This is a genomic window from Leucobacter sp. BZR 635 (assembly GCF_048061935.2).
Classification (GTDB): domain Bacteria; phylum Actinomycetota; class Actinomycetes; order Actinomycetales; family Microbacteriaceae; genus Leucobacter.
This window is the reverse complement of the sequence record NZ_JBLUNZ020000028.1, coordinates 14,282-36,209: the sequence shown is the minus strand read 5'-3', so window position 1 is coordinate 36,209 and position 21,928 is coordinate 14,282. Positions and strand designations below refer to the sequence as shown.

The 21,928-nt window shown below is 68.0% G+C and carries 18 protein-coding genes; 12 read left to right on the top strand and 6 right to left on the bottom strand.

The genetic code is table 11. The features are described 5' to 3' along the window. Positions 1-139: 139 nt before the first annotated feature. Positions 140-1,771 (bottom strand): DEAD/DEAH box helicase, encoded by a 1,632-nt coding sequence (locus ACI1US_RS05325; protein ID WP_461638751.1) that lies wholly within the window; start codon positions 1,769-1,771, stop codon positions 140-142. A 3-nt stretch (positions 1,772-1,774) separates the two neighbouring features. Next, positions 1,775-5,308 carry an efflux RND transporter permease subunit gene (locus ACI1US_RS05320; RefSeq protein WP_461638750.1) on the bottom strand — a complete coding sequence of 1,178 codons (3,534 nt, stop codon included), beginning with the start codon at positions 5,306-5,308 and terminating at the stop codon, positions 1,775-1,777. A 139-nt stretch (positions 5,309-5,447) separates the two neighbouring features. On the opposite strand from ACI1US_RS05320, the gene ACI1US_RS05315 reads away from it, so the two are divergent. The 6 genes from ACI1US_RS05315 to ACI1US_RS05290 all read left to right on the top strand — a co-directional run bounded on the left by ACI1US_RS05315 (position 5,448) and on the right by ACI1US_RS05290 (position 12,358). Further along, positions 5,448-6,671 carry a DUF445 domain-containing protein gene (locus ACI1US_RS05315; protein WP_416549873.1) on the top strand — a complete coding sequence of 408 codons (1,224 nt, stop codon included), beginning with the start codon at positions 5,448-5,450 and terminating at the stop codon, positions 6,669-6,671. Positions 6,672-6,810: 139 nt separating this feature from the next. Further along, entirely contained in the window at positions 6,811-7,140 is a 330-nt protein-coding gene (locus ACI1US_RS05310) for a hypothetical protein (protein ID WP_461638748.1), read from the top strand. Next, positions 7,106-8,743 (top strand): sensor histidine kinase, encoded by a 1,638-nt coding sequence (locus ACI1US_RS05305; protein ID WP_461638746.1) that lies wholly within the window; start codon positions 7,106-7,108, stop codon positions 8,741-8,743. The genes ACI1US_RS05310 and ACI1US_RS05305 overlap by 35 nt, the downstream gene beginning before the upstream one ends. Beyond that, positions 8,744-9,403, top strand: a complete 660-nt coding sequence (locus ACI1US_RS05300) for a response regulator transcription factor (RefSeq protein WP_461638744.1) — start codon at positions 8,744-8,746, stop codon at positions 9,401-9,403. Continuing rightward, positions 9,400-11,067, top strand: a complete 1,668-nt coding sequence (locus tag ACI1US_RS05295; protein WP_461638742.1) for an SLC13 family permease — start codon at positions 9,400-9,402, stop codon at positions 11,065-11,067. The genes ACI1US_RS05300 and ACI1US_RS05295 overlap by 4 nt, the downstream gene beginning before the upstream one ends. Before the next feature lie 73 nt (positions 11,068-11,140). Further along, positions 11,141-12,358 carry a glycerate kinase family protein gene (locus ACI1US_RS05290; protein WP_461638740.1) on the top strand — a complete coding sequence of 406 codons (1,218 nt, stop codon included), beginning with the start codon at positions 11,141-11,143 and terminating at the stop codon, positions 12,356-12,358. 202 nt (positions 12,359-12,560) lie between these two features. Here ACI1US_RS05290 and ACI1US_RS05285 read toward each other — a convergent pair whose 3' ends face one another. Beyond that, a complete protein-coding gene (locus ACI1US_RS05285) occupies positions 12,561-13,208 on the bottom strand; it encodes a hypothetical protein (protein WP_461638738.1) in 648 nt (215 codons plus the stop codon). 128 nt (positions 13,209-13,336) lie between these two features. On the opposite strand from ACI1US_RS05285, the gene ACI1US_RS05280 reads away from it, so the two are divergent. Further along, on the top strand, positions 13,337-13,528 hold the full coding sequence (locus ACI1US_RS05280) for a DUF3073 domain-containing protein (RefSeq protein WP_416549875.1): 192 nt from the start codon (positions 13,337-13,339) through the stop codon (positions 13,526-13,528). Between the two features lie 74 nt (positions 13,529-13,602). Here the strand turns inward: ACI1US_RS05280 and ACI1US_RS05275 are convergent, their stop codons facing one another. The 3 genes from ACI1US_RS05275 to ACI1US_RS05265 all read right to left on the bottom strand — a co-directional run bounded on the left by ACI1US_RS05275 (position 13,603) and on the right by ACI1US_RS05265 (position 15,961). Beyond that, positions 13,603-14,343: a phosphoglyceromutase gene (locus ACI1US_RS05275; protein ID WP_416549876.1), complete on the bottom strand. Its 741-nt coding sequence runs from the start codon at positions 14,341-14,343 to the stop codon at positions 13,603-13,605. Between the two features lie 63 nt (positions 14,344-14,406). Then, positions 14,407-15,519, bottom strand: a complete 1,113-nt coding sequence (gene ygfZ, locus ACI1US_RS05270) for a CAF17-like 4Fe-4S cluster assembly/insertion protein YgfZ (RefSeq protein WP_416549877.1) — start codon at positions 15,517-15,519, stop codon at positions 14,407-14,409. 154 nt (positions 15,520-15,673) lie between these two features. Continuing rightward, complete coding sequence (locus tag ACI1US_RS05265; RefSeq protein ID WP_416549878.1) at positions 15,674-15,961, bottom strand: hypothetical protein; 288 nt, start codon at positions 15,959-15,961, stop codon at positions 15,674-15,676. Between the two features lie 77 nt (positions 15,962-16,038). Between ACI1US_RS05265 and ACI1US_RS05260 the strand changes: the two genes are divergently transcribed. The 5 genes from ACI1US_RS05260 to ACI1US_RS05240 all read left to right on the top strand — a co-directional run bounded on the left by ACI1US_RS05260 (position 16,039) and on the right by ACI1US_RS05240 (position 21,849). Further along, a complete protein-coding gene (locus ACI1US_RS05260) occupies positions 16,039-16,788 on the top strand; it encodes a winged helix-turn-helix domain-containing protein (protein ID WP_461638734.1) in 750 nt (249 codons plus the stop codon). A gap of 88 nt (positions 16,789-16,876) precedes the next feature. Beyond that, entirely contained in the window at positions 16,877-17,839 is a 963-nt protein-coding gene (gene mshD, locus ACI1US_RS05255; protein WP_461638732.1) for a mycothiol synthase, read from the top strand. Between the two features lie 4 nt (positions 17,840-17,843). Next, entirely contained in the window at positions 17,844-19,967 is a 2,124-nt protein-coding gene (locus tag ACI1US_RS05250; RefSeq protein ID WP_416549880.1) for an RNA degradosome polyphosphate kinase, read from the top strand. Between the two features lie 4 nt (positions 19,968-19,971). Then, the gene (locus tag ACI1US_RS05245) at positions 19,972-20,925 is read left to right on the top strand and encodes an NUDIX hydrolase (RefSeq protein WP_416549881.1); all 954 of its coding nucleotides are present in this window, start codon (positions 19,972-19,974) and stop codon (positions 20,923-20,925) included. A 57-nt stretch (positions 20,926-20,982) separates the two neighbouring features. After that, positions 20,983-21,849: a diacylglycerol/lipid kinase family protein gene (locus ACI1US_RS05240; protein WP_416549882.1), complete on the top strand. Its 867-nt coding sequence runs from the start codon at positions 20,983-20,985 to the stop codon at positions 21,847-21,849. Positions 21,850-21,928: the final 79 nt, after the last annotated feature.

The window sequence follows — 21,928 nt, the reverse complement described above, 5'->3', positions numbered from 1 at the left end:
CCCTGGATATGGAGCCAGAGTATGTCGACTACGGGCATGCTTCAAGGGAGCGCGGGGCAGTCAACAAGACGCTCCGAGCACGCTCCCGAAGTTTTGTGAGAACCATACAGTTTGAGTGCGGGTTCTCTGGCACTTATCTCTACTTGCGGCGCGCTCCCGAGGGGCGCTTCTTCGGCTCGTATGCCTCAAACACGAGCGGCTCGATGCCGGCCTCGTCGAGCATCTCGCGGGTGCGCTTCTGCCACGTCCGCGGGATCAGCGTCACAACCTGCCCACCGCGGCCCGCACGGCCGGTGCGGCCCGAGCGGTGCACGAAGGTCTTCGCCTCCTGCGGCGGATCGAGCTGCACGACCGCGTCGACATCGTCGATGTGGATGCCGCGCGCGGCGACATCTGTTGCCACGAGCACGCGCGCCTTCCCCGTCGAGAACTCCTTGAGGTTGATCTCGCGGCGGGCCTGGCTGAGATTTCCGTGGAGCGAGGTCGCGGAGATCCCCTCCGCCCGCAGCATCTCGGTGATGCTCTCGGCTGCGGCACGCGTGCGGCTAAACAGCATCACGCGGCCGGGGGTCTTCGCGAACTCGAGAATTGCCGCGTCCCGGTCCTCACGCATGACCATGTAGACGCGGTGCGGCACGGTCGACTTCGCGTGCTCAATCTCATGGGCCGCGGGATCCGTGAGGAACTCGGCCACGAGCTCTTCGACGTCGCGATCCAGCGTCGCCGAGAACAGCATCCGCTGCCCGTCGCGCTCGGTCTGCCGCAGCGTCCACTGGGTTGCTTCCAAGAAGCCGAGCTCGCAGAGGTGGTCTGCCTCGTCGACGATCGACACCTGCACCTCGCGCAGGTCGAGCTTGCGGCGCTCGACGAGATCGCGGATGCGCCCCGGGGTACCGATGACGATGTCAATGCCGCGCTCGAGCGCGTGCACCTGGGGCTCGCTCGGCACGCCACCGACGATCTGCGCGGTGTAGAAACCCACCGCGCGCGCGAGCGGCTGCACCGTGCGGTCGATCTGGAGCGCAAGCTCGCGCGTCGGGGCGAGGATCAGCGCCTTCGGGTTGCGCGTCGGCTGCCGCTCTCCGCGGGCTGAGCGCTCGCCACGCTTGGGCTGCTTGAACTTCTTCGAGGTACTTTCACCAAGCTTGCCCTGCGCTTTGAGCACGAGGAGTCGCTCGACGAGCGCCGCGCCGAACGCGATGGTCTTGCCCGAGCCGGTCTCCGCGCGCCCGAGAACATCGCGGCCCGCGATCCCATCGGGAATCGTCGCGACCTGGATCGGAAACGGCGAGTCGGCTCCCAGCTCGCCCAGGGTCCGCACGATGTTGCCGCCGAGGCCGAGCTCCTTGAATGTCTTTCCGGCGGCGTCGTCAGCCGTCCACAGCTTCGCCTGGAACTTCTGCGGCTTCTCGCCGTCCACTGGCCTGATCCGCTGGGCCCCGCGCTCAGCGCCCGCGGGCCGCTCGGGCCGCTCGGTGCGCTCAGTGCGCTCAGTGCGCTCTACACGGTCCGCGCGCTCGCCACGCGTCGCACGCTCGCCGCGGTCGCCCCGTGCTGCACGTTCGCCGCGCGGGCCGCGCTCGAGGCCTTCGCCGCGCACGAGCCGATCGCCGCGCTCCGATCGATCGCCGCGCTCAGTACGCTCGCCGCGCTCAGCGCGGGGCGCAGCGCCCTCCGACCGCGCGCCCCCAAACTTGCGCTTGGGCGCACGATTGCGGTTCGGGTCGTAGTTCGCGGGAGCTTTGAAGCCCCGCCGCTTCTTCTGGGCCATGGGTTACAGTCCTCGGGGCGCTGGCCCCACGTCACCTTCGGTGTCGTTCTCGCGTGATTCGATGCCGGGATCCGCTGCCTGGTCGCTCTCGGGAGCGGCCGCGCCGCCCGCAAGAGTCTCGCCCCTGGAGGGAGCCCCGTGCTCGGGATCGTGGTCGGCCGCGGGCGTCTCCCCCGGCCACATCTCGGGCGCTCCCGCGTGCAGCGCGCCGGTCTCGCCGACGGCCGCCTCGCTCGCGCCCACAGGAACCAGCGTACCCGCTCGTTTCGCAGCGGCGCGCGTGCGCCTGCGGTCACGGCCCTGCTCGCGCTTGCGCTCGACGAGGTAGTAGAGCGTCGGCAGCACCACGAGGGTGAGCACGGTCGACGACAGCAGGCCGCCGATCACAACGACGGCGAGGGGCTGCGAGATGAAGCCGCCCTTGCCGGTCACGCCGAGCGCCATCGGGGTGAGGGCGAGGATCGTCGCGAGCGCCGTCATCACGATCGGTCGCAGACGTTGCAGGGAGCCGTGCAGCACGGCGTCGCGCAGCGCGTCCCCGCGTTCTCGATACTGGTTCACGAGGTCGATGAGCACGATCGCGTTCGTCACAACGATGCCGACGAGCATGAGCACGCCGATGAGCGAGGCGACACCGAGCGGGATCCCGGTCGCGATGAGCAGCAGCAGCGCGCCGGTCGCGGCGAACGGCACCGACACGAGCAGCAGCAGCGGCTGCAGCAGGCTGCGGAACGTCGCCACCATCACGACGTAGACGATAAGGATCGCCGCGAGCAGCGCCAGCCCCAGCTGTTCGAAGGCCTCCTCCTGCTGCGAGATCACGCCGCCGATACTCGCCGACGCACCCGCGGGGAGGTCGACCTTGGCGAGCGCCGCGGAGACCTCGGTTCCGGCTGCCCCGAGGTCGTCGCCCTTCGACAGCGCCGAGACCGTCACCATGCGCACGTTATTCTCGGTGCGCACGGTCACGGGGCCATCAGCGACCTCGACGGTTGCGAGCTCGTCGAGCCGCTTTTCGCCGGTCGCGGTCTGCAGCGCAAGCGCCTTCACGCCGTCAATATCTTCGGGCGCGGTTCCGAGATCGAGATAGACGCTCACTGCCGAGTCATCGATCGTGATGCGTCCAACCTGGCTGGGCTGCATGCTCTTCGCTGCCATGCCGCCGACGGCCGCCTCACTCAGGCCCGCTTCGGCGGCCTTTTGGCGATCCACCGTGACGCGCACGAACGGCCGCGACATCGCGAGATCGCTCTCAATCTGGTGCAGGCCCGGCTGGTCCTTGAGCGCGGTGACGATGCTGTCGCTCGCCTCGGCGAGGGTGTCTTGGTCGGGCGCGGTGACGTTCACCTGGATCGCGCTCGACATCGTCATGCCACCGCCGGATTGGCCGATCGCGAACTCACCGGCGTCGCCGAGATCCTCGACCGCGGCGCGAATCGTGTCTTTCGCCTTCGCCTGGTCGGCGTCAGGGTCGAGGGTGAGCGAGTAACTGATCGCGCCTTCGCCGCCCCCGCCAAACATCGCTGCCATACCGTCGCCAGAGCCGATCGTGACCTGCACGGTCTCAACCTCGTCGATGTCTGAGAGCGCGCCCTCGACGCGTTCGGCCTGCGCGAGCTGCTCGTCGAGGCTCACCCCGGGCGTGAGCGTCTGGGTGAGGCCGACGGAGTTCTGCTCGTCCTCGCTCATGAAGTTGGTCTTCATGAGCGGCGTCGCGAGCACGGTTCCTGCGAGTACAAGCACCGACAGCATGAGCGTGATGCCCGGCTTGCCGAGCGTCCACTCGATGATGGGTCGGTAGCCGCGCGCCAACCAGTTGCCGCGGGTCGAGGCGTCGGCAGCGTCGCCCTCGGCTCGCTTCGGCTGCGCGTCAGGCTTCAAGAACCAGTACGCGAGCACCGGCACGATGGTGAGCGAGACGAGCAGCGATGCGGCGAGCGCGATGGTCACGGTGAATGCGAACGGCCTGAACAGTTCGCCGACCATGCCACTGACAAACGCCATCGGCAGGAAGACCGCGACGGTCGTAATGGTCGCGGCGGTAATCGCTCCGGCAACCTCGCGGACGGCGCGGAGGATCGCAGTGCCCCGCTCCTCCCCCTCTACGAGATGCCGCTTGATGTTCTCAATCACCACGATCGAGTCGTCGACGACTCGGCCGATCGAGATCGTGAGCGCGCCGAGGGTAAGCATGTTCAGCGTGTAGTCGGCGAAGTTCAGGCCGACGAACGCGAGCAGCACGGAGGTCGGGATCGAGATCGCGGTCACGAGCGTCGCCCTGACACTCATGAGGAACACGAGAATCACGAGCACCGCGAACAACAGGCCGAGCAGGCCCTCGGTCGTGAGGGACTCGATCGACTGCTCGACGTAGGGTGCCTGGTCGAAGATGACGGTGAGGCTGACGCCGCCGAGCTGCTTCGACAGTTCCTTGATCTTCTCCTGCACGACATGTGACACCTCGACGGTGTTCGCCTGCGACATCTTCGTCACGGCTATGGTGAGGGCGGGCTCCCCGTTGATGCGCGAGATGCTCGTCACGGGGTTCGCGTCGAGCGAGACGCCTGCGACGTCACCGATCGTGACGACGCTGGGCGGTGCCGGAGTCTCGGCTTCGGCACCGGGCTCCGCGCCCGGCTCCGCGCCCGGCTCGGCACCCGGTTCAGCACCGGGCAGGCCCGGCGGGAGCGTCTGTGGGAGCTGGGCACCCGCGGCCGCGCCGGCGGCGGCCTGCTCGGCGAGCTGCTGCTGCGCCTGCAGCGCCTGCTGGTAGGCCATGAACTCGTCGGCGCTCAGCGGGATCGGCAGCGCCGCGATGTCTTCGGCGGAGTGGATCTCGGATCCGAGCTGCACGGCGAGCGTGTTCTTGCCGTCGTCGACGGTGCCGCCCGCGATGAGCACGCCGCTCTGCTGCAGCGCGTCGGTGATTCGCTGCTGGCTGATACCGGTGTCGGCAAGCTTGTCTTCGTTCGGCACGATCGTGACGCGGTCGCCGCGCGCTCCCGAGAGCTGCGCCTCGCGAACGCCGTCGAGGTCGCCAATCTCGGGGACGGCGACGCGCTCGATGAGCTTCGCTGTGTCTTCGGGATCCTCCCCGCTCGGCGGGGTGACGGCGATCTGGATCACTGGCAGGTCGTCAACGCTGCCGGCCACGACCTGGCTCTCCACGGTGTCGGGCAGCATCTGCGAGACTCGACTGACCGCTCGCTCGACCTTTTGTTCGGTCGCCGCGATGTCGACACCGTAGGTGAACTGTGCGAGCACGACGGACATGCCGGTGCTCGAGGTGGCCGTGGTGCTCTCCAGGCTCGGTACTCCGCGCAGCGCGGTTTCGACAGGCCCCGAGACGTCGTTGTTCACGACGTCGGGCGATGCCCCGGGGTAGGTCGTGATGACCGCTATGGCTGGAAACTCCACCGAGGGCATGAGTTCCTGCTTGAGCGAGGACATTCCCAGGAAGCCAAACACGGCAGCAACAACCGTGACGAGCGCAATGAGTGCCCGGTTTTTGAGACTGAGCACTGTAAGAAACTGCATGAGGTGAAGTATCCCATGGCTCACTGATAGCGTCACGGAATACACGAGGTCGCATAATGGAGGAGTGCCATTGTTTACCCGACGAACGCTCGGAGCCATCACTCCCGCCGATTTCGACAGGCTGCGCGCGCTCAGGCGCATGCAGGGGATCGCTGTCGGACTCCTCATCTTCATGGCCGTGCTCTTTGTCGTGGCCTTTATTCTGCAGGAACGCATCCCCTGGTTCGGCTATGTTCGCGCCGCGGCCGAGGGCGGCATGGTCGGCGCGCTCGCCGACTGGTTCGCCGTCACCGCGCTGTTCCGGCACCCGCTCGGCGTGCCGATCCCGCACACCAATCTCATTGCGAACAAGAAGGACGAGATCGGCGAGGGGCTCGGGTCGTTCATCGAGGAGAACTTCCTCGCCGACGACGTCGTGCACGACAAGCTCTCCCAGATCAGCGGCGCTCGCATGGCGGGATCATGGCTGCGGAAGCCCGGCAACGCGCAACGCGTGAGCGACATGGCCGCGGGCGTTGGCCTCGGGGCGCTCACCGTGCTTGACGATCGCGATGTGCAGGATCTCATCGAGTCGCTTGCGAGGCGGCACGTCATTGACCCCGAGTGGGGGCCACTACTCGGCCGCGCAACCGAATCGTTCATCTCGGGCGGTCACCACGAGTCGCTCGTTGATCTCGCGGCGAACCGGCTGCGACTGTGGCTCGTGCAGCACCCGCAGGCCTTCGACAAGGTCATCTCGTCGCGACTGCCGCAGTGGATGCCGAGCATCGTCGAGAAATTCGTCGACCAGCGGCTGCACACCGAGGCCGTGAAGTTCTTGGAGAACGTCTCGGCTGACTCTGAGCACCCGGCCCGCATCGCGATCACGAAGTTTCTCCACGACCTTGCCCGCGATCTGCAGGAGCAGGAGGCGCTGCAGCAGCAGCTCGAGTCGTTCAAGCGCGAGGTCTTCGACAGCCCCCGCATCCGCTCGCTCGCCGCGAGCACCTGGCAGACCGCGCGCGCTGCGATCGTCGAGATGCTCGAAGATCCGGAAAGCGAGCTGCGGGCGCGCGTCACCGCGGCCGTCACCGACTTCGGCCGCAAGCTTGAGAGCGACGCGACGCTGCAGTACAAGATCGACGTCTGGGTGATGAAGGTCGTCGAGTACCTCGTGCACACCTACCGGCACGATCTCGCGAACGTGGTCTCTGAGACGGTGCAGCGCTGGGATGCGCGGGAGGCCGCCGAGAAGATCGAGCTGCAGGTCGGGAAGGATCTGCAGTTCATCCGCATCAACGGCACCGTCATCGGTGCGCTCGCGGGGCTCGCGATTTACACGATCGCCGAGCTCGTCATCGCTCCGCTCGCGTTCGCTGGCTGAGTCTCGCGGGTTGCGTGGGGCCTGTCACCCAGGCCGAGCCCGCTGATGCACGGGCTTCGCTGAGCCTGCTGAGGGCTAGATGAAGGATCCCTCATCTTGAACTCATCTACGCTTCACATTGATCCGCGACGATAGTTCCATGACCTTCGCACGACGCTTCCTCCTGCCGGGAGCCCTCATCGTCATTCCGGCGGCGATCGCTGTGGGCAGCCTGGCCCTCATCCAGGTTCCCGGGCCGCCAGAGCTCCCGAAAGCGCCCATCGTCGCGCCGGCCCCGGTGGTCGAGGAGCCTGCTCCGAAGCCAGAGCCCGCACCGGCACCGGCACCGGCACCCGCTCCCGCTCCGGCTCCAGCTCCGGCTCCAGCTCCGGCCCCTGCCCCGACTCCCGTTCCGGCACCGGCACCGGCACCGGCACCGGTTGACGATGACTGGGATGACGACGCCGACGACTGGGGCGACGATGACTAACCCGCCCACACAGGCACTGCCAACTGCGGCACTTCCGACAGTGGCACTCGAGCCGATCGACGCTGCTGCCCTGCAGCCAGCAGCCCCGCAGACGCTGCGCACCCTCCGCCGCCGCACGCTGCCCGCGCGCTGGCGCATCACCGTGTGGATCGTGCTCAGCACCCTGTTCACGCTCTGCGCGATCGGGCTCATCGGCCGCAGTCTCTCGCTCGCCACCGTCGAGGTCGAGGCGAACGCGCAGATCACTCAGGAGGGCGAGGAGTTCGTGCGCTTCGTCACTGAGGGCGTCGACCCCGAGACGACGAAGCCCTTTGCAACCCCGGAACGCCTGCTCGAGGTGTACCTCGCCCGGCAGTCAGTCGATAAGGGCGAGCTCATCATCGGGATCGCAGACGGCGCCCCCGTCGGTTCGCTCTCGGGGGTCACCGGATATGAGCCGAGCACGGCCGCCGGTACTGCCCCCAGTACCGCGCCCGACGCCTCCATTCTCAAGACGATGACCGACCCCGAGCACCGCTCGGGCGCGACGACACTCAGCGACGGCGAGCCCGTGCGCTGGGGCCGCGTCGACTTCGTTGTCGGGGAGCAGACCGGCTCGCTGCTCGTCGCGCAGTTCACGGCGGCGGATCGCGCAGCGGTTGACCGCGCCGTCGGCACGCTCGCCTGGGTCGCGCTCGCGGGGCTGCTGCTCTGCTCGGGCGTCGCCTGGCTCGTCGCCGGCCAGATCCTCGCCCCCGTGCGCGAGGTCTACCGGGTCGCGCGCGGCATCACCGAGCACGACCTCACCGAACGCGTGCCGGTCGACGGCAGCGACGACATCGCCCAGGTCGCCGAGACGTTCAACGAGATGCTCGACCGGCTCGAAGACGCGCACCGCACCCAGCAGCAGTTCGTCGACGACGCCGGCCACGAGCTGCGCACCCCGATCACGATCGTGCGGGGCCACCTCGAGCTCCTCAGCGAGGATCCAGAGGAGCGGCAGGCCACGATCCGCCTGGTCACCGACGAGCTCGCCAGAATGAGCCGGATCGTGTCCGACCTGCTCGTGCTCGCGCGGGCCCAGCAGCACGACTTCGTGCGGCTCGCCGACCACGACGTCGCGGCCCTCACGCTCGACATCGAAGCGAAGGCGCAGGCGCTCGGCGACCGCCGCTGGCAGCTCATGGAGGTCGCAGAGGGTGAGGCAGCGATCGACGCCCAGCGGGTCACGCAGGCCGTGCTCCAGCTCGCCGCGAACGCGGTGCAGGTGACCGACTCGGGCGACCGGATCCGCATCGGCTCGCGCTTCGAGGGCGCGGGCGCGGATCGCCGACTGAGCGTCTGGGTCGCCGACGAGGGCCCCGGGGTCTCCGAAGAAGCCGCGAAGCGCATCTTCGACCGCTTCGTGCACGGCGGCCACGTCACCGCGCGCAGCGACACCGCCGGTTCCTCACCCCGGCACGGCTCAGGCCTCGGCCTCGCGATCGTGCGCGCCATCACCGACGGTCACGGCGGCTCCGCATGGGTGGAGAGCACCCTCGGCGAGGGCGCAACCTTCGGCATCGACCTTCCCGCTCCCACAGCGGCCCCAGAACTTACGTCACCCGAACTCGAGGAGCGCTAAATGCGGCACATACTGATCGCGGAAGATGATCCACACATCACCTCCTTCGTCACGCGCGGCCTCCGCGCAGCTGGCTACGACACGACCGCCGCACCCGACGGCGAGACCGCGCTCATTCTCGCGCGCTCCGGCTCCTTCGACCTCGTACTACTCGACATCGGCCTGCCCGGCATCGACGGCTTTACCGTGCTCAGTCAGCTCCGCGGCGAGGGCGTCACCGTCCCCGTGATCGTCCTCACCGCCCGCGACTCCGTCATCGACACGGTGCGCGGCCTCGAGGGCGGCGCGAACGACTACGTGACCAAGCCGTTCCAGTTCGCTGAGCTGCTCGCGCGCGTGCGGATCCGCATCGGCGACGGCGAGCAGCGGCAGGTCGGACCCGTGCTCAGCCACGACGACCTCACGCTCGACGTACGCGCCCGCCGCGTCACCGTCGGCGACGAGGCCGCCGAGCTCACCGCCCGCGAGTTCGATCTGCTCGAGGTGCTGCTGCAGCACCCGGGCCAGGTGCTCACCCGCGACCAGCTCATCGGGCACGTCTGGGGCATGGATTTCGATCCGGCGTCGAACGTTGTCGACGTCTACGTGCGGGCGCTGCGCGCAAAGATCGGGGCCGACCGCATCGAGACCGTGCGCGGGGCGGGATACCGACTGCGATGAGTACCGTCCGTTACGCGACCGAGCCACCGGCAGGTCGCGGCCCGCAGCGACCCCGCACGCGCCCAGAAGCCCACGCGGCGGCAGCTGAGCAGCCGCGGCGCGGCGGTTCCGGCTGGCCCGGAGCCAAGAGCCGCGCCACCGCGCGAACCGGCACGCGCCCTCCGAGGTGCACCGGCACGCGCTTCACCAGGCGTTGGATCGCCGCCGCCGTCGTGATCCTCCTCGCTGCCTGGCTCGTCGTGCCAGCGGCGATCCGCGCCGCCGGCGGCGTGACCGACGTGACATCGACCGCGGCAGCCACTCCCGACACCGCAGCGCTGAGCCTGCCGGCCGCCGCCACGATCGCCGTGTTCCTCGCCGCAGTCTGGGGATGGGTGTTCACGCGCCTCGACGACACGCTCGTCGCGTTTCTCGCGGCGGCCTGCCTCCTCGTCGTCGGCGCGCTGCCCGCAGACGCATTCTTCGCGAGCCTCGGTGACAGCACGATCTGGCTGCTCATCTGCGCGTGCATCATCGCCGCTGGCGTCGCAGCCTCGGGCCTCGCGCTCCGGGGTGCCGCACAGCTCGTCGCCCGAGCTCGCCGGCCGCGCACCCTCGCCCACGCGAGCACCGCGGCGCTCATCGTCTCGGCGTTCGCGATCCCCGCGACGAGCGGGCGGGCGGCCCTCTCACTGCCCGTCTACCGTGCCATTGCGGGGGCGCTCCCGGGCCGACCCGCGCTGCTGCGCGCGCTCGGGCTGATCTTTCCGACCGTGATCCTGCTCTCCGCTGTCGGCTCCCTCCTCGGTGCCGGGGCGCACCTCATCACCAGCCAGCTCCTCACCGAGGCGACGGGCGAGGGCATCGGGTTTCTCCGCTGGCTCGTGCTCGGCCTGCCGCTCGCCGTCGTCTCTTCACACCTGGCCTGCGAGCTCGTGCTGCTGCGGTTCACGACGCGCGCCGAGCGCCGTACCCGGGTGCGGGTGACCCTCAACGACCTCGCGCGCGACGCGGCCACCCCCGTCTCGGGGCCGCTCACGCGTGTGGAACAGCGCGCGCTGCTGCTCCTCGGTACGGTGGTCGCGCTGTGGTGCACGGAGCCCGTGCACGGACTCTCCCCCGCGGTCGTCGCGCTACTCGGCGCGATCGCGGCGACGCTCCCCGGCGTCGGGATCATCGGGCTCGGCCCCGCGGTGAAGCGCGTGCCCTGGCAGCTGCTGCTCTTCCTCGCGGCGACGCTCGCCCTCGGCTCAGCCCTCACCGACACCGGGGCGGCCACCTGGCTCGGCGAGACACTGCTCACGCCCGTCCGCGGCCTCGGACAGGGAGCCGGGCTCGCGTTCCTGCTCCTCGTCGTTGCGCTGTCGCTCGCGGCGCACCTCGTGATTCAGTCGCGTTCGGCGAGGTCAGCGGCGCTGATCCCGGTCATCATCGCGATTGCCCCGGGGCTCGGCGTCGATCCCGCGGCTGCGGCCTTCGCATCGACCGCGGCCGCCGGGTTCTGCCACACGCTGCCGAGTTCGGCGAAGCCCGTCGCGATGTTCAGTGACGAAGAGTCAGGCGGCGGGATCGACCCAGTCGACCTTCTCCGGCTCTCGACGTGGCTCGCGCCGCTCATGTTCTTACTCATTGTCAGCTGCTCGCTCTGGCTGTGGCCAGCGCTCGGGCTCCCCCTCTTCATCTAACGCTTCTTCTCACACTTCACGCACACTGCCCGGGACACCCCGGTGTTTTGTCGACCCCACTCGGAGGTTCATCATGTCCATGCAGATTCCAGCGCGCATCCTCGTCGCCCCCTCAGGTTTCAAGGAGAGCCTCGGAGCCGACGCGGTTGCGGCGGCTATCGCGGCCGGCATCCGCCGCGTCATTCCCGGCGTCCAGGTCGACGAATACCCGGTTCCCGACGGCGGCGAGGGCACTGCAGAGGTGCTCGCCGCAACAACGGGCGGCGAGCTCGTTCCGGCTCGGGTCACCGGCCCCGTAGGCCAGCCGGTGCTCGCCCACTGGGCGCGCCTCGGAGGCACGTCGCGAGGCACCGCTGTCGTAGAGATGGCAGCGGCTGCCGGGCTGCGGCTTGTGCCGCGCGACCGCCGCGACCCCGGATCGACCACCACCCGCGGGGTCGGGGAGCTCATCGCGGCCGCGCTCGACGATGGCGCGGAGCGTATCATCGTCGGCTGCGGTGACTCGGGCACGAGCGACGGCGGCGCGGGCGCACTGCGCGGGCTCGGGGCGCGGATCCTCGATGCCACGGGCGCTGAGCTGCCCGAGGGCGGGGCGGAACTGGGCCGGGCTGCAAGTATCGACCTGTCTGGCCTGCATCCGCGGGCGCACGAGGTTGAGATCGTGCTCGCCTGCAACGTGCACAACGTGCTCTGCGGGCCGCGCGGAGTCGCCCGCGTGTTCGGGCCGCAGAAGGGCGCAAGTCCAGAGCAGGTTGAGCAGCTTTCGACGGCGCTTGATCACTGGGCCGGGCTACTTGAGCGCGTGGCAGTGCTCGGGGCACCGCTCGACCTGCGCACCGGCCCCGGCACGGGTGCGTCGGGCGGGCTCGGGGCGGGGCTTGCCGCCGTGCTCGGCGCCAGGCTCGCGCCCCGCTTCGAGGTGCTGCTCGCGCCGAGCGTCGCACCGGTCGACCTCGACGGGCTCATCGCCGCGGCAGATCTGGTTATCACCGCCGAGGGAGCGATCGACTTTCAGACGCCGCGCGGGAAGGTGCCCGCGGAGATCGCGCTGCGGGCGCGGGCGGCCGGGGTTCCGGTGCTCGGGATCGCGGGCTCGCTCGGATCTGGCGCGCCCGACGTGCACGACATTGGGATCGACGCGATCGCCTCAATCCTCACCGTTCCCATGGAACTCGCACAGGCAGTCGAGCAGGGAGAAGAGCTGCTGCGCGACGCGGCCGAGCGCTGCATGCGGATGATCCTGCTCGGCTCAGCGCTCTCGTCGCGCAGCGCCCTGCCGCTCGCGGCGTAGCCCTTGCGTCCTCTCTGATCCGATTAATTCATACCGACCCTTGCGCAGGCCAAAACGGGGTCAGAATAGATAACACCGGGGGGTCAGGGTTCAAGCGCGGCGGTCCCTGTTGGCTCCGGGCCCGACGAGGCCGTCGGGCCCAGGCACCGTCGGGCTCAGCCGCCGATTTGCCGCGAACGAACAGTCACGCCCTCGGCCGCCCCTAGTTCGCGCGGTACGCGAACGGGAGCAGCATGTCCTGCACGCGCTCCTTCATGGCGGTGTGGTCGGTGCGGGTCGAGATCGCGCAGCGCGACTGCGTGCAGTCGAGGCCCTCAACGGTCGGCTCTGGCACCGTCAGGCGCACCGAGAAACTCCCGAGATCCCGATCGTCGTATCCCTGCGTGGCAAATGATTTCCATGCCCAATCATTCGTGATCCAAGCACTTGAGAGCGCCTCCTGCGCGGCGGCGGCTCCCTGCTCGGCTCCCTCAGGAATGCCGCCAAGGCAGGGGCCGGGCTTCACGTCTGGGGAGGGTGGGATCGCACAGAAACCTACATATATGCCGAGACCGGCATCGAAGCCCTCGCCCGTCACGACGACCTCGTCGCCGGGGGAAAGCTCGGCGAGTTCGGCCGGTTTCCCGTCGGTTGTCTTGACGGCAATCGTCCGGGTACGGTCGTCGGCACCCTTGGCCGTTGATGAAGACTCGAAGTCGGTGGGGATCGTTTGTCCCGAACTGCCGGTGTTTGAGTGCGTCAGGATCGGGACAACAATCGCAGCGACTACGCCAACTATTGCGAGCGAAAGCACGAGCACACTGATGAGAACAATGCGCTTTACCGGACGGCGAGGTGCGGGCGAGGTCATAACCTCATGTTAGCGCCGCGAAGCCCTCTCCCCAACGTGCTAAGATCATGCCCATACGTCCATGTTGATTGAGTACTGCCTCGTGGGAGCAAATCCTCCGAGGCCCGAAATGTGTAAGGGGGTCACGCATGGGGCGCGGCCGTCAGAAGGCAAAACACACTAAAGTCGCTCGGGAGCTGAAGTATTTCAGCCCAGCAACCAACTACTCGGAGCTTGAGCGAGAGCTCGCTTCGGGGCACGTCTCCGACGAGGAACGTTGGGCTGATCTCGCCGACAAGTACAACGTAGAAGACGATGATGCGGAGGACGACGACAAGTAGTCGTCTGCCGCTCTCACAGCGAAAGGTTCTGGCCGCCTCACTGAGTGAGGCGGCCAGAACCTTTCACTTGGGAACTACTTGCCCTGAGCAGCAACCGCGGCAGCGCCTGCGGCAGCGGCCTCGGGGTCGAGGTAACGACCGGCAGCCGTCGGCGTGCCGTCTTCGTTGATCTCGTAGACGAGCGGCATGCCCGTCGGGATGTTCAGCGCGGCGATGTCGGCGTCGGAGATGCCCTCGAGGTGCTTCACGAGCGCGCGCAGCGAGTTGCCGTGCGCGGTGACGAGCACGGTCTTGCCGGAGTTCAGCTCGGGGAGGATGTTGCCCTCCCAGTACGGCACCATCCGCGCGACAACGTCGCTCAGGCACTCGGTGCGGGGAGCTTCGCCGTCGATGTTCGCGTAACGCTCGTCGTTCGCCTGCGACCACTCGCTCGCGTCGTCGAGTGCGGGTGGCGGGGTGTCGTAGGAGCGTCGCCACTCCATGAACTGCTCTTCACCGTACTGCTGGAGGGTTTCTGCCTTGTCGAGCCCCTGGAGCGCACCGTAGTGGCGCTCGTTGAGACGCCACGAGCGCTCGACGGGAATCCACATCCGGTCCGCGCTCTCGAGCGCGAGGTTCGAGGTCTGGATCGCGCGGCTGAGCAGCGACGTGAACAGCACGTCTGGGAGCATGCCGCTCTCCGCGAGGAGCTTGCCGGCCGCTGCCGCTTCGCCCCGTCCGCGCTCTGTGAGTCGAACATCGACCCATCCGGTGAACAGGTTCTTTTCGTTCCACTCGCTTTGGCCGTGACGGAGCAGGATCAACGTGTTGGTCATATCTCCAGCTTAGCGAGGTTCGTTCCGCGGGCGCACGGCGAATCCGAGGGATCCGGCAGTGCCCTACAGCCGCTTGAGCTTCGGGACGCTGCGCGTAGCGCCAGCGTCAGTCGGGACAATCATTTCCTGCGCCGCGGCGATCACCCCGGTCACCGGGGCCTTCGGGTCAGCCGCGTCTGCCCCGCCGCGCACGGCAAGGGTGATGTCGCCCGCGACCGAGCGCTTGAGCAGCGCGAGCGCGATCCCGCCCCACTCGTGGTGCAGCGCCGAACGCGTGATGCGCCCGACAGGCCGCGCCTCGGGGTCGCTCGCCTCGCCCTCCTTGAAGACGAGCGCGCCAGCGATCGGGAGTTCGCCCTCGGAGCCGTCGAGGTGCAGCAGCACGAGCCGCCGGGGCGGGTGCCCCAGGTTGTGCACCTTCGCAACCGTTTCCTGGCCGCGGTAGCACCCCTTCGTGAGGTGCACCGCGCTGCGCAGCCAATCAAATTCGTGTGGGATCGCCCGTTCGTCGACGTCGCCGACGCGCGACGGCCGCCAGGCGCGGATCTCGAGGGCGTCGAGCGCCATGAGCCCGGCCGGTGAGACCGCGCGCGACACCCTGCGCAGGTCTCCCCTCGCGAACACGAACTGTACGGCACTCCAGTCGGCCCCGGCATGGTCGCCGTGTGCGTACTGGGTCCCGCCGCGCGTGACCTCGGCCCACGGGTCGGCCCACTCAACGACCGGCGCGAGCTCACGGAGAGCTGCGGTCGCGGTGCCACCCTCGAAGGCGAGCACGGCAGCGAATTCGTCGGAGACGTCGGATATCTCGACGCGCAACGCAAAGCGCATCTTCAAGAGGTAGGCGGTGAGAGCCGCCGCTGATCCTTCATCGACGAGCAGCCACGCTGTCTCGCCGTCATCAACGAGGCGGATCGCGTGCTGGATTCGCCCGTTGGGATCGAGCAGCAGCGTTTCGGTTGCGACTCCGGGCGCGAGACCCAGGAGGTGCTGACTCGTCATCGAGTTCAGCCAGCTCAGCCGATCCGCGCCAGCGACAGTAATGATGCCGCGGTGCGAGAGATCGACCGCTGCGTTTCCGGCGTCGAGCGCGCGCTGTTCAGCGACGGGCGAGCCGTAGTGGAGGGCGACGGAGTCTCCGACCGCCCCGGGAAGTGAGAGGTACGGACTCGTCATCAGGGAGCTCGCGACTAGCGCTGACCCTTAAAGAGATTGTAGATAACCGTTCCGGATACCCAAGCGATCGCGACACCCGCGAGACCGAGGAGTCCGAGGAAGAAGAGTTCAAGAGCCATGAGCATGGCCTCAGTCTAGCAAGAGGATCGGGGTGCTACCCGATCAGTGTGCCAATCACGTCAATCACGGCGATAATCACAACAGAGCCAGAGATGCTAAACGCGAGCCTGCTGATGAATCCTTCGCGCTGCGCGGTGCCCAGCTGCAGCGCAAACGTCACGAGCGTGGAGACACCGACGGCGAGCGCCAGCCACTGGAAGCGGGCCTCGTCCACGAGCACGGTGATGAGCACCCCGAAGACCGCGGCGACAACCCACGCGATGATGAGTCGCGGCAGATGCCAAGACACGCGTTCGGTCGTCTCGGTTTCGGTTTCGTTCATTCGCTAATCCTCCCACACTGCCGAAGAACGTGTCCGAGTAGGATATTTGGGTAGTCGAAACCGCAGGGAGGTCAGTCATGGAGCTGCTCCTCTTCACCGCGGCTGCTGCGGCTACTTCTGCGGCTGCTTCGCCCGCTGCCCGCGCACCGCACGCGCGGCTCGAGCAGGCTCGGGCCGTGACCCCGCTGCCGTCGCTCGATGTCCTGCCGCACAGCGTCGCGGTTGCGAACATCGCATCCCCGCTGCAGGCTGCGCTCGCCTACGAGAACCCGCCGCACAAGATCGCCGCGATCCTGCTCGACGGCACAGAGGACCCGCGGGGAGCCCGCGCCGCAGCCATTGCGCTCGCCGGCCGCACCCGGATCCCCCGCATTGCGCTGCTCGGTGATGCCTCGCTCGCGGCGCTCACGCCGGAGTGGGATGTCGCCGACTTCCTCACGCCCGACGCAAGCCCCGCAGAGATCGACGCGCGGCTACGGCTGCTCGGAGCCGCAACGCAGGAACAGTCAGAGAGCGCGCCCGGGCCGGGAGTGCAGATCTCGGGCGTTGAGATCGACGACTCCAACTTCGTCGCGACGGTGCACGGGCGCACGCTCGACCTCACCTATAAAGAATTTGAACTGCTGAACTTTCTCGCGCTCCACCCGGCACGGGTGTTCACGCGCGAGCAGCTACTTGCCGAGGTGTGGGGCATGGACTATTTCGGCGGCGCGCGCACCGTCGACGTGCATGTTCGCAGGCTTCGGGCCAAGCTCGGAGAACACGAGTGGCTCATCAGCACCGTGCGCGGTGTCGGGTACGGCTTCGCTCGCGACCGCCGGGGTTAGCTGCCAGAGTCAGCCGCCAGGGCTACTGTCAGAGTAAGCCGTCAGGGCTACAGAGATCGCCAGGGATCCGGAGATACAGGAGAAGCGCATGCACGCAGAGACAATCGTCACGGTGGCAGGATCGCTCGATCTCGCGTCGCCCATCATTGAGCGGGCCGAGCACGCCGATGGTTCCTCCCCGCTCTCGGATCAGGCGCTGCTCGCTGCCCGGCAGGGGCAACGCGAACTGCTGCTCTTCGCGCGCGCCGGATCGGACGCCTCAGACTCTCCCTCAACCCCCGTGGCAGTCGGCGTGATCGGCCAGGGCGAGCTTGACCTCGTCGTCGATCCGCCCGCGCGCGGCCAGGGCATCGGCACGGCGGCGCTGCGCGAGCTGCTCGCGCATCCGCAGGCTGCGGTCGCGGGACCCGACGGCGTTCCGGGGCTGCTCGCCTGGGCGCACGGCGAGAACCCCGCTGCAACCGCGCTGCTGTCGGGCGCGGGCTTCACCGCAGTGCGCTCACTGTTCAGAATGGCGCTCGATCCCGCCCTGTTGCCCGCGGCGAGCGCCGATCCATTCGCGGTCGCGCTACCCGAGGGCTTCACGCTGCGCACGTTCGCCGCTGATCAACCGGGCGATGCCGCCGCGTGGGTCTCGGTGAACGCCCGTGCCTTTGCGAGCCATCCAGAGCAGGGCCGGGTAACGCTCGCAGACTTTGCGCTCATGCGCGAGGAGGCGTGGTTTGACCCGGACGATCTGTTTCTACTCGCCGCGCCCGGCGAATCCGTTCTTGCAGGGTTCACCTGGGTGAAGACGCTGCGCGACGGCGACCGGACAGAGGTGGAGCTATACGTGGTCGGGGTCGATCCTGACCACGCGGGTACGGGGCTCGGTCGCGCGCTCCTCGGCGTCACGCTCGCGCGGATGGCGCAGCACCACCCCGAGCGCGTGACGCTCTACGTCGACGGCGAGAATGAGCGCGCAGTGCACATGTATGAGGCCGCAGGATTCACCATCGATTCACGAAGCACACAATGGCGCGGCCCAGCCGGCCCGCAGGTGTCAGAATAGAGCTATGAGCGAAGAGACCCGCGAGATCACCATCGTCGACGACGGGGCTCTGCCCGCCGACCGGTACATCGATCGTGAGCTCAGCTGGCTCGCGTTCAACCAGCGCGTGCTCGAACTGGCCGAGGACGAGACCGTGCCGCTGCTCGAGCGGGCAAACTTCCTTGCGATCTTCGCGACCAACCTCGACGAGTTCTTCATGGTGCGCGTCGCGGGCCTGAAGCGCCGTATTCTCACGGGGCTCGCGGTTCCCACAAACGTCGGTCGCGCACCCACCGAGGTGCTCGCCGAGATCAACCGCACCGCTTCTGAACTGCAGCTGCGCCATGCCCGCTGCTTCGCTGAGCAGGTGAAGCCGCAGCTCGCAGACGCCGGCGTGCACATCGTCGAATGGGAGGCGCTCGACGATGCAGATCGCGAGATCCTCAAGGAATACTACGAGCAGCGAATCTACCCGGTGCTCATGCCGCTCGCGGTCGATCCCGCGCACCCATTCCCCTACATCTCCGGCCGCGCGCTCAACCTGTCGATCAGGGTGCACAACCCGAACACCGACAAGATCGAGTTCGCGCGTCTGAAGGTACCGCAGATGATCCCCCGCTACGTGCGCGTGGACCGCCGGGAATCCGACGACAACGTGCGCTTCATCGCGCTCGAGGAGCTCATCGCGAACCAGCTCGACGGCCTGTTCCCTGGGATGGAGGTCATCGACGACCACGTCTTCCGCGTCACCCGGAACGAAGACGTCGAGATCGAGGAAGACGAGACCGAGAACCTCATCCAGGCGCTCGAAAAGGAGCTGCTGCGCAGGCGCTTCGGCCCGCCGATTCGCCTCGAGATCTCCGACGATATGGACGAGGCGACCCTCGACCTGCTCGTGCGCGAGTTCGATATCGACGAGGAGCAGGTATACACGCTGCCCGCGCCGCTCGACCTCTCCGGGCTGTTCGCGCTCGGCAGCCTGCGCCGGCCAGACCTGAAGTTCCAGCCGCACATCCCGGTCACGCACCCATCGTTCCGTACGAGCTCGCCGAGCGACAAGGTCGACATGTTTGCGGCAATCGCCCGGCGCGAGGTGCTCGTACACCACCCGTACGAGTCGTTCGCCACCAGTGTGCAGGCGTTCATCGAGCAGGCAGCGACCGACCCCGACGTGCTCGCGATCAAGCAGACGCTGTACCGCACCTCGGGTGACAGCCCCATCGTCGCCTCGCTCATCAAGGCGGCCGAGGCCGGCAAGCAGGTGCTCGCCCTCGTCGAGGTGAAGGCCCGCTTTGACGAAGAAGCCAACATCACCTGGGCGCGCAAGCTCGAACAGGCCGGCGTGCACGTCGTGTACGGCATCGTCGGGCTGAAGACGCACTGCAAGCTCGTGCAGGTGATCCGTGAAGAGGGCGGCAAGCTCGTCCACTACTGCCACATCGGCACCGGCAACTACAACCCGAAGACGAGCCGCATCTACGAAGACTTCGGGCTCTTCACCACCTCGCCCGCGATCGGCCGCGACGCAACCAAGCTCTTCAACGTGCTCTCGGGCTACGCGATCGAAACCGACTACGATCGGCTCCTCGTCGCACCGCTGCAGCTGCGCACCGGCCTCCTCGAGCGCATCGAACGCGAGGCCGAGAACGCGCGCGCCGGACTCCCGAGCGGCATCCGACTCAAGGCGAACTCGATGGTCGACGAGGCCATCATCGACGCGCTCTACCGCGCCAGCCAGGCCGGCGTGCCCGTCGACGTGTGGGTGCGCGGCATCTGCTCGATTCGCGCCGGCGTCCCTGGCCTGTCAGAAAACATCCGCGTGCGTTCGGTGCTCGGCCGCTACCTCGAGCACTCGCGCATCTACTGGTTCGAAAACGGCGGCGAGCGCGACGTGTTTATCGGCAGCGCCGACCTCATGCACCGCAACCTCGACCGCCGCATCGAGGTGCTCGTGAGCCTCGTCGAGCGCGACCACCTCGCCCGCGTCGACCGGTTCTTCGGCTTCGCGTTCAGCGACGACGTATCGTCGTGGCGGATGCTCCCCGACGGAACCTGGCAGCGTCGCGTCGTGAGCGAGGAGGGCGAACCGCTCCCCGACCTCCAAGACCTCGTCATGATCGACCGCACCCAGGCCAGGCGGGCAAGGTAGCGCAGTGGCGAAACAGGTCTTTGCCGCGGGCACGATCCCCTGGCGGCGCGTGCGCACCCCGGCTGATGTCGAGGAACTCATGGTGCTGCTCATCCACCGCCGGAAGCAGCGCGACGTATCGTTCCCGAAGGGCAAACTCGACCCCGGCGAGAGCATGCCTGAGGCCGCGGTGCGCGAGACCCGCGAGGAGACCGGGCTGCGCGTGACGCTCGGGGCGACCCTCGGCACGATCCACTACGAGATGCCCGGCGGCAACGCAAAGATCGTGCAGTACTGGGCAGCCGAGGTCACCGCGAAGGCAGCGCTCGCCTCGACGTTCAAGCCGAACTCAGAGGTGCAGGCACTCGAGTGGGTGCCCGCATCCGCCGCCCGCGACCTCCTGAGCTACGAAGCTGACCGCGAACTCTTCGACGTCTTCCTCAGGCTCGCAGAGCCCGGACTGCTCGACACGTTCTCGATCACGCTGCTGCGGCACGCCAAGGCCGCACCGCGAGGCGAGGAATTCCCGGAGGATCACCTGCGCCCGCTCACCGAGACGGGAGAGCGGCAGGCGCACACGCTCGCACCGATCCTCCGCACCTTCGCCCCGAAGCGCGTCTTCTCCTCGACCGCGACGAGATGTCTCTCGACAGTCGCACCCCTCGCCGAACGCCTCAAGACAGAGGTGCGCGAGCGTGAGTGCCTAAGCCAAGACTTCTGGGATGAGGGCGACCTCACCGCCACCCGCAGGCTCGTCGGCAAGATCGTCAAACGAGGAAAGTCGGCGGTGATCTGCAGCCACCTGCCCGTACTCCCCGACCTCGCTCGCGAGCTCATGCTCGCAAGTGGTAGCCTGCCGGGCGAGTACGTCGAGGACGCGGCTCGGCTGCCACCGGCAGGGTTCTCAGTCTTTCATTTCTCCCGCTCCCGCCCGGGTGCCGGGATCCTCGGTGTTGAAACATATCCGCTCAAGCACTAGTCAGTCTTTACTTGTCAGGGGTTGTCCATGCGCGATGATGCGCCTTACGGTGTGGTGGTGAATCCGAGCTCTGCGCTCGGGCGCGGCGCTCGCGTTGCGAAGCTCGTGCTCGCGGAGTTCGAGCGCGCGGGGCTCCACGCGATCGAGATCACCGGCGTCAACGGAGCCGACTGCCAAGCCCGAGTTCGAGAGGCCTGCACACGCGGTCTCCGGGGCCTCGTGCTCGTCGGCGGCGACGGCCTCATCGGGCTCGTGCTGCAGGTCGCCGAGGCGCGGGATCTCCCCATCGGGGTGGTTCCCGCAGGTAGCGGCAACGACTTCGCGCGCCAGTTCGCGCTGCCCCGCCTCCCGTCTGCAGCGGTCGCCCGCGTACTCGCGTCGGAGGGAGCCCCGCTCTCGGTCGACCTCGGCGTCGTCTCGCGGGCTGGTGCCCCCGATCACTGGTTTGCGGGCGGGCTGTCGATCGGCTTCGATGCGGCAATCAACCGCCGCGCGAATGCGATCCGCCTTCCGCTGGGGCCTCTGCGCTACCACATTGCCCTCGTCGCGGAGATCTTTGCGTTGCGGCCGCGCCGTTTCACGGTTTCGCTCAACGGTTCCGAGCGCTCGTTCATGGGGGTGCTCTGCACCGTGATGAACACGCGGGCGATCGGCGGAGGGATTCCGCTCGCACCGCAGGCGAGCGTGCACGACGGCCACCTCGACCTCGTCGAAGTGGCTTCGGCCTCGAAACTGCGCCTGCTCAGCGTGCTCGGGCTGCTCGCACGCGCGAAGCACGAGCCTCTACCCGAGGTCACCATTACCCGGGCAACCACGATCCACATCGACGCGAGCGATGAGATCGCCTTTTCTGACGGCGAGGAGGTCGGGACAGGTCCCTTCGAGGTGCGGGTCGCGCCGGGCGCGCTGACGCTCCTGGCCTAGCCCGGCCTGGCCCTGGCCTTGGCTCGGCTCCTGCCCCTGCCCCGGCCCCGGCCCCGGCCACCCTCGACACCCTCGACAC